The sequence below is a fragment of the Candidatus Leptofilum sp. genome, from assembly GCF_965223525.1.
GTDB lineage: Bacteria > Chloroflexota > Anaerolineae > Promineifilales > Promineifilaceae > Leptofilum.
The window spans coordinates 1,177,240-1,193,184 of sequence record NZ_CBDCWX010000005.1 but is presented as its reverse complement, the minus strand read 5'-3'; the positions used below and the strand labels follow the sequence as shown (position 1 = coordinate 1,193,184).

Here is a 15,945-nt window from a genome sequence, read left to right as displayed (position 1 = left end):
AGATTGGAGGCTTGTCCTGAGCAGAATCGATGGATTGGAGATTAAGTGGTTGAGGTGGCTGGTGGTTTTGCTGGGCGTGGGGCTGGTGCTGCTGTGGGATTGGGCGGGTGAACCAGCCCGGCCGTCTACCCTCACCGCCATCACCAGCCCCATCCTGGCAACCGATGTGGTTCAGGGCAGGCTAAATGCCGTTCCGCCCGCTCCGGCTGGCGATGGGCAGCTTACCTATCGCTTTGTGGCACAGCACAATGGCTTACGCGAGATTGAACTGCTGCTAGCGCGAAACGGCGAACCTGATCCTGTAGAAAACGGCCGTTTCACCCTCACCCTCTCCGACACACAAGGCAACCAACTGGTCACCCAATCTTTGCCGACGCGCCAGCTAAGGCACAACCAGCCGTATGTGCTGCGCTTCCCGGTGCAGGCGGATTCGGCGGGACGGCCGTACTTGCTCACACTCAGCGGCAGCGACGATAACCGCGTCACCGTCTGGGGCTACACGGTTGACTTGTTGGAAGATAGTGAATTGGCAGTCGCCAGTGGCCCGTTGAACAATGCTGTGCCAGCTACGGCCGTGCAAGAACTCCACTTCACCAGCCGCTACCAGCTCACCTGGGCCGATGGGCTGCGCCATTTGGGTGAACTGCTGTGGAATTACAGCGCAATTATGCTTTTGGCCTTGCTCTTATTACTGCTGCCGGGAACCTTGCTTTTACAGCTACGGCCGTTCCGCCACAAATTCCCCGACCCGATGGCCAAACTAGGGGTGGCGCTTGCGTTAGGAACGGCCGTTTGGCCCACGCTCTGGTATTTATTCTCCTTGATTGGCGGGCGTTTTAGCGGCTGGCTGTTGTGGATGTTAGTGGCTAGCGGTTGGTTGCTAGTAATTTTCCGTCACTTGGTTACCCGGTCACCTAGTCACCCTTTCACCCCGTCCCCCTTCAAAAACTGGCGTCCAGAACATTCTATCTTGGTCGCGCTCTTGCTCATCGGGCTGGCCGTGCGCCTCCTCGCCGTGCGCGACCTTGTCTTCCCGCCCTGGGTAGATTCAGTGCGGCATGGGTTGATTACGGCCGTCATGAGCCAATCGGGCCAAACTATAACGCAAACTGGCTACGCGCCGTACCTGCCGGTGGATCGCTTTCCCTACCATTTTGGCTTTCATACGATTAGCAGCAGCCTGGTGCTGCTAGGTAAGTGGGAGATTCCCCAACTGCTGCTGGGGCTGGGGCAGCTGCTCAACGCCCTGCTGCCGCTGACGGTGTACGCGGGCGGCTGGCTGCTCACCCGACAGCGTCGCGCTGGGCTAATTGCCGCCTTTTTGGTGGCACTGCCCCTCTTTTTCCCAGCTTACTACGCCACCTGGGGGCGGTACACGCAGCTTACGGCGATGCTGCTCATGCCCGTGCTGCTGGGGCTAACGTGGCGGCTGCTGCGCGGGGCGCGGGGCTGGCACAAAACGTGGTGGTTGGTTGCTCTACTGGCGGTTGGCCTATTCCTGATCCATTTTCGGGTGTTTGTCTTCTACGTTCCATTTGCCGGATTGGTTTGGCTGTTGAGTTGGGGGCGAAACGGCCGCTTCCTTTGGCAAGCAGCTGGTTTGAGCATTCTCATCCTCAAGCCGCAGCTTTACTACCTGTTCCAAAACAGCAATCCGGGCGCAGCCCTGGCGGCTCGCATACCAGATTACACTAGCTTCCCCACCAGCTACTACACGGCGGGCTGGGATCGCTATTTTTTGTGGCTGGCGGGAGGCTTAATGCTTTGGATTTACCTGACTGGATTTTGGCGATGGCGAGTATGGTCGGCTGTTCCAACTGCTCTATTTATTTGGGCATACTTGCTTCTTTTGGGATTGTCGGGCAACTATCTTGGTTTTCCCGCGCTGCCGCTACTGAATTTGAACAGCTACTACATCACCACTTTTCTACCGCTGGCGCTCATTTTGGGCAGCATCGGCAGCGCGTTTTGGGGTTGGCCCTGGCAGCAAGTGGAACCGCTGCGGCTTGGCGGGATTTTGTTGGCTTCGCTGTTGGGAACGGCCGTTACTCTTTTCGGCGTCCAGCAGCAAATCAACATTATCAACCCACAAACTGTTCTGGCACAACCTGCCGATATTGAGGCGTTGGCATGGCTAGATGAAAACGTGCCGGAAGATGCGGTAGTGGCGGTGAATAGCTGGCTTTGGCTGCTAAATGCGTGGTCTGGCAGCGATGGAGGCGCATGGTTGGTACCATTCACCGGGCGGCAAAGCAGTACGCCTCCTGCTGATTACACTTACAAAGCAGACCTGGTTGGGTTTGTACGGCCGTTCAATGAGCAGCTAAACAACATTTCAGATTGGCAAGCGGAGGAAACGGCCGTTTGGCTGCAAGAGCAAGGCATCACCCACATTTTCATCGGGGCTAAAGGAGGGCAGATGGATCCGGCTGGGCTGCTGCAAAATCTGGGGATGGAGATGATATACGGCCGTAACGGCACCTTCATCTTCGAAGTGAAGTAACCTCTAAATTCGCCGTCTTTTCTCTAAAATCTCTGTATTCTCTGTGGCTGTTACCAAAATTCAGTACCTAGTTCACCTTTGAAGGGGCCAACCACATCACTAGTAATCCAGCCGCCGTAAAAGCTGCCTGGCTGTGGTGTTACCAGTTCGCCATCCACCGTACACGCATCTATTGGCTCTGCATAAAAGGCAACGTGCATTTTAATTGATTCAAACGGGGGGTGCGGATTGATGTAATACCAGCCTGCAACCGGGATCTGCGCGTCGCCCACCATGAGGCCGTAATAGTGTGCTTGTCCCTTCCATTCACACAGCGAGGTGCTGTGGCGAGGCACCAAATACTCCGTTTTAATATCTTCGGGGGGAATGTAGTAGGTAGGTGGATGGCTCGTTTCCAGCACGCGCTTGGCACGGCGCGTGTCGGCAATGGTCACGCCGTTGAACACAATTTGGATATGCTTGTTGGTATCTTCCAGCCGGGGCGGTCGCGGATAATCCCACACCGATTCTTGCCCTGGCTTTGGTTCGATGCGCTTTGGGTTCATTTACACCTCAAATGTTAGTTATTTAGCTTGCCAAGGATTCAACAAATTGACACCTGTATCTATAAAATCTTTAACATTTCGGGTTACAAAAGTCATTTTATAGGTTAGGGCTTGGGCTGCAAAAAGTGAATCAATAGCAGGTAAGGGTCGCCCCATTTTTTCCAAACTGGCTACCATATCTCCCCACCTCAATGTCACTTCGACATCAAGTGTCAAGAATCTTCCACTGAACCGATTTAATAGATTTGTCTCTAACCAATCAGTCAAACTGTCCTTACGGTTTGAGTCTGGAAGTTTAGAAATCCCTCGTTGAATTTCCCCGATTGTCAAAACGCTCAAAAAAATGTGCTCATCCGGCACATTATCTATCCAGGCCAACACCTGTAGGTTAGGATTTTTAGCAGCCAGTTCCGAAATGACACATGTGTCCAGCAGATAGTTCATAACACGAACTCATCTCTAACGGGGCTTTTATCGCGGGTCAAATCCAGCTCAATTTCTGCAAGTGGCGATTGGCGAAAAAAATCGGACAGCTTTTCTTTGGATGTCTTCAGTTGCCGATACTCTTCAACCGACAAAACAATGACAACTTCAACACCTCGTCGCGTAATAATTTGTGGGCCGCTCTTTACAGCTTCATCTACCAGTTGGCTAAGTTTGTTTTTGGCTTCTTGCAATTGCCACGAGCTTATCATTTTTTACCTCCCAGAGATTAATAGCTAGACTGTCTAGATTGTATTGGTTTTTATGAGGCTTGTCAATGTTATATGACTCTCAAACGGCCGTTCCCCACCCAACTCCCTACATCCAACAAAATACTTTGCATTCACCAAAATTCAGCTACCATTTGCTCACTTATCCGCACTATTTCTGGGAGGGTTTAGATGGCAAGCAGCGCGGCGGCGAAACGGCCGTTCAACTACAAAAAAACAGTCATTGTGGGCTTTGGCTTCTTAGGCATCAGCATCATCTGGCCTATTTTTAACCAGTATATCCCCATCTTTTTGCAAGCAGGCAATCCTGCCTTTGAGGGAGGCACAGACGTGCGCGGCTTTGGTCTTGGCCCCGCTCTAGCGCTGTTCATCATGACCTGGGACAACCTGATCAATGTCTTTGTGCAGCCGTGGGTCGGTGCCAAAAGTGACCGCACCTGGAACCGTTTCGGCCAACGCAAGCCGTGGATTTTGCTGGGTGTGCCGATTGCACTGGTTGGGTTTACGCTAATTCCATTTGCTCAAACGGCCGTTGCCATCGCCGCCTTCATTCTCATCACCAACTTTGGTATGGCCCTGTTCCGCTCGCCCACCGTAGCCTGGCTGGGGGATTTGTACCAGCCAGAAGATCGCAGCAAAGCCAATGGCATCATCAACCTGATGGGCGGCATTGGCGGATTGCTGGCATTTTTTGGCGGCGGGCTGCTGTTTGAGCAGTTCAGTGCCATTGATCCAGAATTAGGACGAATGGCTCCGTTCATTGGTGGTGGCATATTGCTGGTTGCAGCGGCGCTGGTTGCTCTGCTGGGCGTGCGCGAACCAGAGAAAATCAGCACTGAGGCAGAGCCAGACGACCCCGGCGTTATGGCAAACCTACGAACTGTATGGCGCAATCCCAACAAAAGCGGCCTGATTGTGCTGCTGGGCATCTTGCTTTGGTTCATGGCTTTTAACGCGTTAGAAGCAGGACTCTCCTCGTTTGCGGTTTTTACACTGGACATTTCCCCTGGCATAGCTTCTATTTATGCGGGTTCGATTACCATAAGCTTTATTTTGTTTGCCGTTCCAGCAGGATTGATTGGCACCAAATACGGCCGTCGCCAAGCCATACGCATCGGCTTAACCGGGCTAACATTGCTCATGCTGGCTGGTTACTTTCTCATTCAGGGGGCGGTCATGTTCATTGTGGTGCTGGTGTTGGCGGGGATTTTTTGGTCTTGTGTCAACGTCAACAGCCTGCCGCTGGTGTATGACCACGGCGACGAGCGGCGCATCGGGGCGTATACAGGGCTGTACTACTTTTCTTCACAGTTAGCGGCCGTTTTGGGGCCAACATTAGGCGGCTTAGTGGTAGATAGCTTAGACAACAACTACCGTTGGCTCTTTCTGTTCAGCGCACTTTTCATGGGGCTAGCCTGGGTCGCCATGCAGCGCGTCAAACCAAACTAAATAATTCTTGACGAATCCTAGCCCCCATGCTACCATGCGCCCATTATGAATCTGCACTTTTTCAGCTATTACTACAGCTATACTTACGCAACACGGACGCCGCAGGCGTGTGGGGATGAAGTTGGCTGTCACTGACAACTGAACCAAAATACCCAGACTACCCAAGACGCGGCTAACCCCCGCGTCTTTTTTGTTTTTTTGCCACAGATTAGCCACAGAGAACACAGAGGTCAAAGAGATAGATAAGCAAAATCTGTGTAATCTGCGAAATCTGCGGATAACTTTGTAGGAGAAGGACTTATGAACGCAATTGAGGAACTTCGCTGGCGCGGGTTTGTTTACGACCACACAGAAAGCGTGCCAGAACTGCTGGCAAAAGAGAAGGTAACGCTTTACAACGGCTTCGACCCGACGGGTGACAGCCTGCACATTGGCCATTTGGTGCCGATGATGGCAATGGCGCGGTTGCAGCAGTTTGGCCATACGCCCATCGCTTTGGCCGGTGGCGGGACGGGCATGGTTGGGGATCCAAGCGGCCGTTCCTCTGAACGCAATCTCCTCTCTCTAGATGAAGTGCAGGCAAACCTGGTTCGCATCCAAAAGCAACTGTCTGGCATTTTGGACTTTGAAGTAAAAAGCAACCCCGCACAGATTGTAAACAACGCCCATTGGCTTACTGAAGTAAGCCTGATGGAATTTTTGCGCGACATTGGCAAACATTTCACCGTGAATTACATGATGGCCAAAGATTCTGTGAAGTCGCGGCTGGCGCGGGAAGATGGCATCTCCTACACAGAGTTTAGCTACATGCTACTTCAAGCCTACGACTTTATGTACCTCTACGAAAACCATAACTGCGTTTTACAAATGGGTGGCAGCGACCAGTGGGGCAACATTTTATCTGGTGTGGAGCTTATTCGCCGTGCCAAAGGCCAAAAGGCTCATGCGCTTGTTTTTCCGCTAATTACCCAGGCAGATGGCACCAAATTTGGCAAAACATCGGCTGGCACCAACGCCTGGCTGGCGTCTGATCGCACCTCGCCGTACCGCTTCTACCAATTCTGGCTGAACACCGACGACGGAGATGTGCTGAACTACCTACGTTACTTTACCTGGCTTAATCGGCAGGAAATTGCCGAATACGAAGACAAACTTTACAGCGCACCAGAACGCCGCGAGGCGCAGCGACGGTTGGCACAGGAAGTAACAAGGATGATTCATGGGGAAACGGCCGTTCACAAAGCCGAAAAAGCTGCCAAAGTCCTGTTCGGGGGCGATTTGGATGGGCTGGAAGCTGCCGACATCCGCGACATCTTCGCCGATGTGCCCTCCAGCAAGCTAGCCAAAACAGCCCTGGAAGGTGAAGGGCTTTCTGTGGTGAATTTGCTCGTAGACAGTGGCCTGGCCTCATCAAAAGGGGATGCTCGTCGCTCCATCAAGGGGGGCGGTCTCTACCTCAACAACGAGCGCATCACCGATGCCGGGCAAGCCGTCACGCTCAATCAAAGCATTGATGGCCAGTTCATCATCCTGCGTAAGGGCCGCAAAAAGTACCATTTGGTGCAGGTTCAGCAATAGATTCTCGTTGCTAAGATACAAGGGGGTTGATTAAGCAGATTGTTGCCACTGCGCCCAATGACGCTCGATGTATTGAATGATTGCCCAGTGTGCCTGCTTACTATTTGTAACGCGGAAGGGTTGTCCAAATGCCATATAAATTGGCTGGTGACGATCAAGTGGCCCAAAATCACGCAGATAACGGCCGTTTATCAAAAAGTCAGTCTTCACAGCAATTGGCACAACGGGCACGCCAGCACGTTTGGCTAGCTTTACCCCTAGCGAGTTGAATTCATCTGGCACAAATGTGGGGGTGCGGGTGTGCTGCGGAAAGAGGATGATGGAACGGCCGTTTTGCAACATTGTAACGCCCTCAGTTAACACTTTCTGCAAATCCTCTCGTGGGTTAGTACGCCCCACCGTAATCGGCTGGCGCGCCCCAATGACCGGGCCAAACACAGGATAGCGCGTCAGCGACTCTTTAATGACAAAGCTTACTTCCTGATGATGGGGCAGCAAGCAACCAAGCACATTGCCCTCCAGGCTGCTTACATGGTTGCTCACAAACACGACCGACTCGCTTAAATCGTGAATGTTATCTAGGCCAGTGATGTGAAAGCGGCCGTTACACTGCTCCACCATCTTAAAAATCGCATAAGCTGTAGCTCCCCACGCCTTGCGATTGTACGCCTTGCGCGTTACCAGCCGTCGGGCCTTGATAATTTCCCAAATGAAGTGCGTATGCAAAGCCAAACGACTGCCTAAGAAAAGACGATCCAGCCAGTGGCGTGGCGTATCGTTGGGAGTGTGGTAACTATCGCCGGGAAAGTAAGGATTCATGCCACAAATTATACCTTGAACCGGGGATAGAATCAGATATCGAGGCGGTCTTGTAGCCAGATCATGATCTCTTTTACGGAGTGACCCTGTCGCCCAAGCTGCCATAATTCGCCGCTGGCAAACAGTTTTTTGCCCAGATTGATTGCAGGTTCGGATTGAGGAACGGCCGTTTCTACAAAAGTTACCCAGCCGCCCTTTCCCGTTCGCAACATTGCTTCCACTTTTATCACCAACAGCAACTCTGCTAAATTGTCATTTTGTGGCGGATGAACAAGCAGCGGGCCAAATGCTTGATAAGGGGGTGTATCGATCAACAAGCTGCAACCAGCAAACGGATCGTAGGAGGCGAAATGGACATTGCCAATGCGCCCGGTGCGAATAGCACCCATGCACATGGGGCAAGGTTCCAAAGTGGTGTAGAGCGTGCAACGATTCGGCGGCACATCAGTTTTGTATAAGGCAAAAAGCGCATTCATTTCAGCGTGCGCCAGACGGCTGCCGTGCAATGGTGAGTCGGACTTCGCTTCAAACAGCGCATTGCGACCCGTAGCTACGACACGGCCGTTCCTATCATCCACAATCACCGCCCCAATTGGTAGCGACCCAGCACAGTACGCCTCCCACGCCAGGGATACGGCCTCTTGCCACGGAAGTGAAAGCGATTGCCAAAGCATAGGTTTAACTGTACGAAAACCACTCATCGAGTTCATCGTCCGAAGGTTGCGGGGTGCTGCTTTTGCGACCTTTCATCTCTTCGTAAAAGGTTTCGTCGTAGCGGCGAGAGCGCACGGGGATGGGCATCTTCACGCCCCAGCCCAGCAGCAGCACCTCTTCCTTCTCCTGTAAACGGGCCAACATGCCGCGCAGCTGGTCACGTCCAGCCAACCCCGTCAGCACAGCACGGATGTCATCCTCGTCGCCTAGCCAGCCAGTAATGCGCGTGCCTAGCTGGCTCATCACCTCGTCGTCAATGCCAGACGGCCGTTGATCCACCACCAGCAACGTCACAAAATATTTACGCAGCTCACGGGCAATAATGCCAAACGCCGTCTGCTTAGATAGCTGAGGGCTTAATAGCTTATGTGCTTCTTCAATGGCAATAACCAATGGTCGCGGTTTCTTTCCATCTGAATCAAGATGGCTCTGTTCAGTAAGCTGCACCCATTTTTCTCGGATTCGTCTGGTAAGAATGTTAGAAACAAGTAAGTAATCAAGTTCATCATCATGCTTTCCAAAGCTTAAAACAATGTGACGGCCGTTTTGCAAAGCATCAATAATCATATTTATGGGATTACCGGCTTGCCTTTCTCCAACATACTCTTTCCGATAAATCCGCATTAACTTATTATGTAGTGCGGCCGCAGCTTTAGGATGCACATTGCTATCATTCGCCCAAAACTCTACAGAATCTGGAGCGGGAACCTTTTGCACTTTACCAGAATCATTTTCCCTTTCTTCTGTTTTACCGGGAACCATGGCCATGAATTTAGTAAACCAATTTTCTTTGAAATCACTTGCCAGCGCGCTCAAGGTGGAGGCTGCTGTATCTGTTAAATTAAGCATTCCTGAAAGCAGCAGCACATCCTCAGGTGTTATATCTTTTGCCGTAAGTAATAGGTCAAAATCAGGTCGGTTGCCCCGGATAGTCTCTTTGCCTAAGGCAACAGTTTGTATCTTATTCCCAAATAAATAACTCAATCCTCTGGCCTGCCCAGTTCCATCTGGATTGGGAATGTCAAATGCATACTCGTTATGCATATCAAACACAATCGTTGCCGGGGCTTTTTCACCACCTTGGTCTTTCAGGTTCATCACACCAGCCAAAACCATGCGCGTTAAATAACTTTTGCCTGTTCCCGTAGCACCAAAAATGCCCATTGATCGCTTAACCAGTTTTCTTAGATCAAGATTGATTGGGTGTTTTTGTTCCAATGTATGACCAATAACGAAAGAGCTTTCGGCCGGAGCTTTGAAAATTGTATCAACATCAGCACGGTCTGCTAGGCGAACTGACACATGATGAGCGGGAACTGTTTTTACTGGTTGAGGGCCTTTCTTCCCTTTTTCAACCTCATCTTGCCAATCTAAATGACCAGACGGGTCAATGTCAGGATCAGGCCCGCGATCCATCATCAACGTTGGAAACATTTCGATGGTTGTATAAAGCGTCTTCCCCATGAGTGCCTGGCGGATAAATGGTGACTCGATACGAGACGGCCGTTCGTCAGCAAACCGTGGGTTCGTAGCACCTAAAGCAAGATTCGTGATCAATCCATAAAATCGCCAATTACCACTATCACAAACCACAAAACTCCCCTCTTGAACTTCTTCAGGCGAGACAGACAGGCGGACAAACAATCCTTCCTTTAAGCTACCACCAACGATATATCCTATGGGATATTGCTCTTCCATCTTAATGCTCCAAGTTATTGTTGCGATGTGTCTGCCAATTGCGGCAGAGTATGACTTAAAGTTTCTAAAATCGGCACGAGCGTTTGATAATCGTGCCGCAGCAGTTCAATAACCTCTTGAATGGCAGAAGCTGCCCACTGATGTTCCCCGCGCTGTTGACAAAGGTTACGAATGTGTGTGATTAATAGCTGGTCAATAGGCACTTTTGTGGGATCGGCCCGCGTGATCATGCGCAAATAACCTAAATCATTCGTAAAATCTTTAATTTCATTTAGGTCTGAACACAAAAATGCAGGATCAAGGCTGAGCGGTGGCCTCATGGAAAGTCCATGTTGCAAACGGCCGTTCATGTTATAACCCACTGCCAAAACGCTCATTTCTATTGGCACCAATCTGTTTTGCCGCTGGTCTTCGATCATCGCTGGCTCCAAGCCATCCAACAGCACCAACCTGCGAACAAGCGGATCATCATCAATATCAATTTTATAAATCAGGCCGTAGACTACATCTGTTTCATTTAGTTTTGCTTTAACCAGATCACCAAAAGAAGAAGTTAGCTGCTCTACACGACATCCGACCACGAATCCTTCTGTACTAGCCCGTAAGGTACGCCCAATTTCTTTATCTACTAACGTCATAGATTTCACTTATCCTAAATTATTCATATCGCGAAGGCCCGCTTCGAGTATTAAACTTGCCAATTTGTTTGGGGCTATGGCGGTGCAAGGCAAAGTCAGAGCCCATTTGCATGGCAATCATATTCTCAAAGTATTCTCTATCTTGCTGCAAAATAACGGCAATCTCATCTGCTCGGGTCAATACATAGGGATAATCAAATTTACACTGAGAATAAATTAGCGCGTGAATCTGGTTCACCATGTTTACGTCATTTGCAAGCCAACACGGCATATCTACACGTGAGATTTGTCTTCCCCTAGCATTCGTTGAAGCGTTTAAGTAAAAGAAGCATATGTCTTGACCCCGATTACCAAATCTTGTGTTCAATTCCGAAATATTTGTAAAAACTGTTGTTCTTTGGCCGGGCTCAAGTACATCGGTAAAAAGCGTCGCATCTGTAATACCAATGTTGCTTTGCATAAGCGTTTCCGGATCAAGTAAAAACTCACCAGTATCAGGATTTATGCGATCAACATCAAGCGTTCTTAGCATATTGATAACAACGCTGGTTCCTGGATTCGTGATAAACCCAACCAAACCAATAGATTTGTTTTGTTCATAACGCTGCTCCACTTTCTGGAGTGCTTTTAGCCATTCATAAACCACCTGTGTCTCGCCCCGATAAAGCAATCTTTGATCCAGCAAGCCTAAAACGATGTCTTCTGTGTCATTGCTTTCTTCGCAGACAGCTTCGCTGAGCGTCCTAATTTCTTCTAAATCACGAGCTACACTTACTTCGCTAGAAGAAAAAACCAACTCATTTGAGTCTAAACTATCATCTGGGAATTGGAGAATTGGCTTGGTGAAAATGTCGGGGGCTTTTGCAGCACCATGAAAATATTTAATAATTCCAACATTGATCAGGTAATAGAGGAATGGTGCATGACGGTCAGGCATTATTTGGGAACCATCTGCGCCAATAATTACGGCCGTTTCCGGCAAATCTTTTGTTTTGACAGATACACCTTTGTTCAGTGGTTCAAGTTCGTAGGCAGGATGAGGTCTTGCGGCATACAGCTTATTATCCGTACTCTCTAAAGCTAAATCCAAGGTTCGATTAAGCTCCTTTCGATCTTCCGCGTATGTATTTATCTTTTCAGATATATTTTCTTGTTGGGAAGCAAGTTTTACCTGTCTGGCCAGAGCAGAATCAACCATCTTTTTTACTTGTGACAGCAATTTTTCATATTCCAGGGTCATGGTCGCTATTGTAAACCTTTATCAAACTGGCGTAAACAAAACTAAATTTTATACAAAGGAACGAAGAAACAGAGAAACCAAGAGGAAAAAGTTCTTTGTTTCTTCCTCCCTTTGTACCTTCGTATAAATTCTTGTCTAAGATTCCCGATAAAGATCGGGAGAAACAAAAGGCGCAAACGCATACGCCGTAGCCAAAGCGAACGTCTCGCCGCGCAGCACTAGACCGTTGGTGAGCGATCCCACCGCGCCTCCTTTTTGCTTGGTGTTGTGGTCGTTCAAAACCTCGTCCATCACGTCGCCTAGCTCGGTACCTGCCAGCACTTTTGGGCGATGTGGTTGGGCAAAGGCAGTCTGCCGCCACCACCAATACCCATACGGCCGTTTCTATCCACTACCACCACCCAGCCATGCAGCGTCAATCCAAACGGTTCGGGATGCACGCCCCCTTCCAGCCCGACGCCAAAATCGGCGTCCAGCGCGTCGCGGGCAGCAAGGGCTCGATTATGCGCCCCGATGCGTGTCTCCTCGTCCGTCATGGGCATGTCGCTGACGCCGCTAGGTACAGCAATGGGTACAATTTCAGCTTCCGGCCAGATGCGGGTGATGGTTTGGCGAACGGCCGTAATTTTCACGGGATTTGTGGAACCAACGGCAATTTTCATGGGGAAACTTCAACCAATTTCTATTTTGGTGACAGTTTCAAAATCGAGGGTTTCCTGGCCACCCAGCACCGTTTCCAATGCCATCTGGGCAAATTCAAAAAAGGCTTGCAGATCGTCTATGCGCTCCAGGTAATATTTAGCCAATTCCTGCTCTTCCAGGGTCAGCTCGTCGTTGGCAGATTGCAGCTTTTCCACGCTTTCGCCCAGTACCTGTAGGGCCAACTGCACTTCGCGCCGCTCACGGCTGTCTAGCACGTTGCGAATAACTTGCCACAGGTCAGATTCGGCCTGGTAATATTTCTTGCGTTCGCCACGCATCCACACTTCGGTGGCCATGCCCCACCGCTCCAGGGCGCGCATGTTCATGCTCACAGAGCCTTTGCTGATGCGTAGCGTATCGGCAAGATCGTCCAGCGAAAGCGGTTCTGGACTCATGAGCAGCGTGCCATAGAGCCGCCCCATTACTTCGCTAAAGCCAAAAAAGCGAGCCAGGCGACCCAAGCCAGCTACTGTACTGTCGTTTACGGCCGTTAAGTTATTGTGCATCGTTTTCCCCTGCGTTCAGAACGTTTTGAATGTACCTGATGTTAGCAAAGTTGTGAACGTGCGTCAACATAAGCGGAATTGTAGGGGAAAGGCAATCGGCCATGATTTTAGCCTAGCAAACGATCTGCTCTCCGATTGCCTCTCCCTGACCATCTCAAAAAATTGCCAAGGGGCCGTGGCCGCCGCCAAGCTGCCAATCGGTGGCATGCTGGATGGCGCGATGGGTGAACTGTTGGGCCTGAGAGACGACCGTTTTCAACTCCACCCCCTGCGCCAAAAAGGCACAAATCGCGGCGGAGAGCGTGTCGCCGGAGCCGTGCGTGTTGTGCGTGTCGAGGCGCGACTGCCGAAATTCGATAAAAGTTTGGCCGTCGTACAGCACATTTACCAGTTCAGCGCCGTCGCGGAAGCCTTTGATGAGCACGTTTTTGGCTCCGATTTGGTGCAGGCGGGCGGCGGCGCGGCGCAGCTTACGGTAGGAATCAATCGAGGACGTTTGCAAGAGAACGGCCGTTTCCACCAAATTCGGCGTAACTAAATCAGCAATCGGCAACAGGTAGGCTAGGTAAAGCTGTCGCACTGCGTCGGGGAACATTTGTTGGCCACGGTGGTTTACAAGAACCGGATCGACGACGATATGTGCCGGTTTGTATTTTTGTAATGTTGCAGACACAGCAATCACTAACTCTGTTCGCCCCAGGAAGCCCGTTTTTACGGCTGTTGCCCCATAATCAGATAGCACCGCCTCCAGTTGCGCCTGCACAAATCGGGGGGACATCCAGGTAACGTCTTGCACGGCAAGGCTGTTTTGGGCAGTAACGGCCGTTACCACACTCATCCCGTACCCGCCCAGCACCGTCCACGTCTTCAGGTCAGCCTGAATGCCTGCGGCACCGCCGCTGTCGGAGCCGCCAATGGTGAGGAGCTTGACTGGTTCTGACATCATTTGCTGTTTTGTTTGCACTTGAGCATGTAGGTTAGGATGGAAGCGGCCGTTTCTGGCTTCCAGCCGCTGCTCCAACCATGATTTCCCTTAAATAGCTCATACCCCTCCCCCCGACGCCGAATTTGCACATACGCTCCCGGATCAGACGGAGAGGGATGGCTGGCATCATAAAAACGTAGCTCGTGCATTTCTGGCAAGCCATCCAGCGTGGCACGTACGGTTTTTTCCGGCGGCAGATGTTCCATCGCCAGCTCATGATTTCGCCGCTCATCCACAAAAAGCACCTCGATCAGCGGACTACCAGCAACCAAATCCTCTAACGAGCGAACCTGTGCCTGATACCAAGCCATCGCCGGATCAGCCAAAATAGCCCGCCGTTCATCTAGCTTAAGCACAAAGCGCGCGATTGCGGGCAAATCTGCCTGAATAGTTTGCTTGAGGTGGAAGGTAAAACTGGGGTTGGCTAGCAAATTTGCGTACCAACTGCGCGTGCCTGGGGTGCCGGTGATGTAGGTACGGCCGTTTACCCGCCGAAACCAAATCTCAATCCGCCGCGGCAGCCCACTTTTGCGCCCCGTTGTGGTAATGTCAATCGTATCATTTGTATCCAACGCCTGCCGAATTCTCTCGTCCATCAATTAGCCTACCTTATTCACTAAAATCGTGACCATTCTAGCATATTCACAAACGCTTCTAGCCAACCATCAACAACTGATCGATTTCTGATCGTTACCCCTTTACACTGTTTTAGAAATTGCCCAAACGTTCTCAATCACACAAAGCAGCATTTTTTAAGGAGACAATACATGAAACAACAACAATAAGGCCACGGTTTCTTGCTATGTTCCTAATACTAGATGAGAAACTGCAGCGAGAATCAGGATTTGACTCAGGCCGTTAACATTAAGTTAACATCCATGTGTAAAATAGGTTCCAAATATTCTTGATGGCAGGATCTGTTGCCATCCTGCTTCAATATTTTCCATAAACCCGATTCAATACAAAAGGAAAATCAATGACCAACTCCTCAGCAAAATTTGCTTTGCCCCGCTCGTCTAATTCAAATCAAATTCAACTATTCACCCACTTGCAAACCAAACACAAACAAATATATGTCATCATTTCTCCCCCAAGATGCAGCTCAACTGCATTTTCCAGAGTGTTTTGGGAACAGCCCACCATTCGTTATTACAGTCATGAACCTTTTGAGGTGACATATTACGACGGCAAAGACCTGACAACAGTTGTGGATAAATTGAACAAACCGCTCGATTTGCTGAATATTGAACGCATTCAAGACAGTTCTGGCAGCAGCTTACTCATAAAAGAAATGCCTTATCAAGTTGGCGATAATTTTCCAATTTTGTTTGAAATTGCCAGCAAGCCTATCATCTTCTTAATTCGTGATCCGCGATTGAATATTGCTTCCAGAATTGAGAAGAAACGGATGGTGGGCGAAAGCATTTATTTTCCCCACATTGAAACCGGGTGGGAATTGCTACAGAAAAAAATCAGTTACTGTGAGAAACATGCAGTTCCCCACATGATAGTAGATTCAACAGAGTTCAGAAATCATCCACAGGAAGTATTCCCCCAAATTTTTGAGAAGTTCATGCTTCCGTTTTCCCCTGAGATGTTGATATGGAATCCATGTGAGGATGAGGTAAGCCTCGACAATTTAGATGGCAAACATCAGCATCTTTATGCGCGGGTGCTAAACAGCAATGCCCTACAGCCCGCCCATGAAGCAGTTCCAGAAATAGATGAATTTCCTGAGGAGCATGGCATTCATGAACATGTGGAATTCTGCCTAGATATTTACAAGACGCTAAGAACGTCATCCAACAGAATTCGCCCTCAAACTGAATTACTGTCTATACCAAACATGTAAACT

General features: G+C 50.0%; 16 protein-coding genes and 1 pseudogene. 5 read left to right on the top strand and 12 right to left on the bottom strand.

Annotated elements, in window-relative coordinates; translation table 11 throughout:
• Positions 1–34: 34 nt before the first annotated feature.
• Positions 35–2,503 (top strand): hypothetical protein, encoded by a 2,469-nt coding sequence (locus tag ACOQPM_RS10605; protein WP_420629232.1) that lies wholly within the window; start codon positions 35–37, stop codon positions 2,501–2,503.
• A gap of 50 nt (positions 2,504–2,553) precedes the next feature.
• Here the strand turns inward: ACOQPM_RS10605 and ACOQPM_RS10600 are convergent, their stop codons facing one another.
• The 3 genes from ACOQPM_RS10600 to ACOQPM_RS10590 are packed head-to-tail and all read right to left on the bottom strand — an operon-like array spanning position 2,554 to position 3,743.
• Positions 2,554–3,048 (bottom strand): DUF427 domain-containing protein, encoded by a 495-nt coding sequence (locus ACOQPM_RS10600; protein WP_420629231.1) that lies wholly within the window; start codon positions 3,046–3,048, stop codon positions 2,554–2,556.
• 18 nt (positions 3,049–3,066) lie between these two features.
• Positions 3,067–3,492, bottom strand: a complete 426-nt coding sequence (locus ACOQPM_RS10595; RefSeq protein WP_420629230.1) for a type II toxin-antitoxin system VapC family toxin — start codon at positions 3,490–3,492, stop codon at positions 3,067–3,069.
• Positions 3,489–3,743: a type II toxin-antitoxin system Phd/YefM family antitoxin gene (locus ACOQPM_RS10590; RefSeq protein WP_420629229.1), complete on the bottom strand. Its 255-nt coding sequence runs from the start codon at positions 3,741–3,743 to the stop codon at positions 3,489–3,491. Before ACOQPM_RS10590 ends, ACOQPM_RS10595 begins: the two co-directional genes overlap by 4 nt.
• 65 nt (positions 3,744–3,808) lie before the next feature.
• Here ACOQPM_RS10590 and ACOQPM_RS10585 point away from each other — a divergent pair, with 65 nt between their 5' ends.
• The 3 genes from ACOQPM_RS10585 (at position 3,809) to tyrS (ending at position 6,788) form a co-directional block, all read left to right on the top strand.
• A complete protein-coding gene (locus ACOQPM_RS10585; RefSeq protein ID WP_420629228.1) occupies positions 3,809–4,033 on the top strand; it encodes a hypothetical protein in 225 nt (74 codons plus the stop codon).
• The gene (locus ACOQPM_RS10580) at positions 3,933–5,210 is read left to right on the top strand and encodes an MFS transporter (protein WP_420629227.1); all 1,278 of its coding nucleotides are present in this window, start codon (positions 3,933–3,935) and stop codon (positions 5,208–5,210) included. The genes ACOQPM_RS10585 and ACOQPM_RS10580 overlap by 101 nt, the downstream gene beginning before the upstream one ends.
• A 300-nt stretch (positions 5,211–5,510) precedes the next feature.
• The gene (gene tyrS, locus ACOQPM_RS10575) at positions 5,511–6,788 is read left to right on the top strand and encodes a tyrosine--tRNA ligase (protein WP_420629226.1); all 1,278 of its coding nucleotides are present in this window, start codon (positions 5,511–5,513) and stop codon (positions 6,786–6,788) included.
• 30 nt (positions 6,789–6,818) lie between these two features.
• Here the strand turns inward: tyrS and ACOQPM_RS10570 are convergent, their stop codons facing one another.
• From ACOQPM_RS10570 to ACOQPM_RS10530, 9 genes and pseudogenes are all read right to left on the bottom strand, one after another.
• Complete coding sequence (locus ACOQPM_RS10570; protein WP_420629225.1) at positions 6,819–7,607, bottom strand: lysophospholipid acyltransferase family protein; 789 nt, start codon at positions 7,605–7,607, stop codon at positions 6,819–6,821.
• Positions 7,608–7,639: 32 nt separating this feature from the next.
• Positions 7,640–8,308, bottom strand: a complete 669-nt coding sequence (locus tag ACOQPM_RS10565) for a nucleoside deaminase (RefSeq protein ID WP_420629224.1) — start codon at positions 8,306–8,308, stop codon at positions 7,640–7,642.
• On the bottom strand, positions 8,286–10,019 hold the full coding sequence (locus tag ACOQPM_RS10560; RefSeq protein ID WP_420629223.1) for an ATP-binding protein: 1,734 nt from the start codon (positions 10,017–10,019) through the stop codon (positions 8,286–8,288). The genes ACOQPM_RS10565 and ACOQPM_RS10560 overlap by 23 nt, the downstream gene beginning before the upstream one ends.
• A gap of 14 nt (positions 10,020–10,033) precedes the next feature.
• On the bottom strand, positions 10,034–10,657 hold the full coding sequence (locus tag ACOQPM_RS10555; protein WP_420629222.1) for a hypothetical protein: 624 nt from the start codon (positions 10,655–10,657) through the stop codon (positions 10,034–10,036).
• Positions 10,658–10,676: 19 nt separating this feature from the next.
• Entirely contained in the window at positions 10,677–11,897 is a 1,221-nt protein-coding gene (locus tag ACOQPM_RS10550; RefSeq protein ID WP_420629221.1) for a DNA double-strand break repair nuclease NurA, read from the bottom strand.
• Positions 11,898–12,032: 135 nt separating this feature from the next.
• Positions 12,033–12,559: pseudogene (gene yjjX / locus ACOQPM_RS10545) on the bottom strand (inosine/xanthosine triphosphatase).
• 9 nt (positions 12,560–12,568) lie between these two features.
• Entirely contained in the window at positions 12,569–13,105 is a 537-nt protein-coding gene (locus ACOQPM_RS10540; RefSeq protein ID WP_420629220.1) for a GbsR/MarR family transcriptional regulator, read from the bottom strand.
• A 154-nt stretch (positions 13,106–13,259) separates the two neighbouring features.
• The gene (thiD, locus tag ACOQPM_RS10535; protein ID WP_420629219.1) at positions 13,260–14,051 is read right to left on the bottom strand and encodes a bifunctional hydroxymethylpyrimidine kinase/phosphomethylpyrimidine kinase; all 792 of its coding nucleotides are present in this window, start codon (positions 14,049–14,051) and stop codon (positions 13,260–13,262) included.
• The gene (locus tag ACOQPM_RS10530) at positions 14,048–14,686 is read right to left on the bottom strand and encodes a nitroreductase/quinone reductase family protein (protein ID WP_420629218.1); all 639 of its coding nucleotides are present in this window, start codon (positions 14,684–14,686) and stop codon (positions 14,048–14,050) included. Before ACOQPM_RS10530 ends, thiD begins: the two co-directional genes overlap by 4 nt.
• A 380-nt stretch (positions 14,687–15,066) precedes the next feature.
• Between ACOQPM_RS10530 and ACOQPM_RS10525 the strand changes: the two genes are divergently transcribed.
• Entirely contained in the window at positions 15,067–15,942 is an 876-nt protein-coding gene (locus ACOQPM_RS10525; protein WP_420629217.1) for a hypothetical protein, read from the top strand.
• The last annotated feature ends 3 nt before the right edge of the window (positions 15,943–15,945 follow it).

Excerpts from the sequence above, each read along its gene's own strand:
- ACOQPM_RS10570 (WP_420629225.1), bottom strand. The coding sequence starts at position 7,607 with ATGAATCCTTACTTTCCCGGCGATAGTTACCACACTCCCAACGATACG.
- ACOQPM_RS10525 (WP_420629217.1), top strand. The coding sequence starts at position 15,067 with ATGACCAACTCCTCAGCAAAATTTGCTTTGCCCCGCTCGTCTAATTCA.
- ACOQPM_RS10565 (WP_420629224.1), bottom strand. The coding sequence starts at position 8,308 with ATGAGTGGTTTTCGTACAGTTAAACCTATGCTTTGGCAATCGCTTTCA.
- ACOQPM_RS10590 (WP_420629229.1), bottom strand. The coding sequence starts at position 3,743 with ATGATAAGCTCGTGGCAATTGCAAGAAGCCAAAAACAAACTTAGCCAA.
- ACOQPM_RS10580 (WP_420629227.1), top strand. The coding sequence starts at position 3,933 with ATGGCAAGCAGCGCGGCGGCGAAACGGCCGTTCAACTACAAAAAAACA.
- thiD (WP_420629219.1), bottom strand. The coding sequence starts at position 14,051 with ATGATGTCAGAACCAGTCAAGCTCCTCACCATTGGCGGCTCCGACAGC.
- ACOQPM_RS10560 (WP_420629223.1), bottom strand. The coding sequence starts at position 10,019 with ATGGAAGAGCAATATCCCATAGGATATATCGTTGGTGGTAGCTTAAAG.
- ACOQPM_RS10555 (WP_420629222.1), bottom strand. The coding sequence starts at position 10,657 with ATGACGTTAGTAGATAAAGAAATTGGGCGTACCTTACGGGCTAGTACA.
- tyrS (WP_420629226.1), top strand. The coding sequence starts at position 5,511 with ATGAACGCAATTGAGGAACTTCGCTGGCGCGGGTTTGTTTACGACCAC.
- ACOQPM_RS10530 (WP_420629218.1), bottom strand. The coding sequence starts at position 14,686 with ATGGACGAGAGAATTCGGCAGGCGTTGGATACAAATGATACGATTGAC.
- ACOQPM_RS10540 (WP_420629220.1), bottom strand. The coding sequence starts at position 13,105 with ATGCACAATAACTTAACGGCCGTAAACGACAGTACAGTAGCTGGCTTG.
- ACOQPM_RS10550 (WP_420629221.1), bottom strand. The coding sequence starts at position 11,897 with ATGACCCTGGAATATGAAAAATTGCTGTCACAAGTAAAAAAGATGGTT.
- ACOQPM_RS10600 (WP_420629231.1), bottom strand. The coding sequence starts at position 3,048 with ATGAACCCAAAGCGCATCGAACCAAAGCCAGGGCAAGAATCGGTGTGG.
- ACOQPM_RS10585 (WP_420629228.1), top strand. The coding sequence starts at position 3,809 with ATGTTATATGACTCTCAAACGGCCGTTCCCCACCCAACTCCCTACATC.
- ACOQPM_RS10595 (WP_420629230.1), bottom strand. The coding sequence starts at position 3,492 with ATGAACTATCTGCTGGACACATGTGTCATTTCGGAACTGGCTGCTAAA.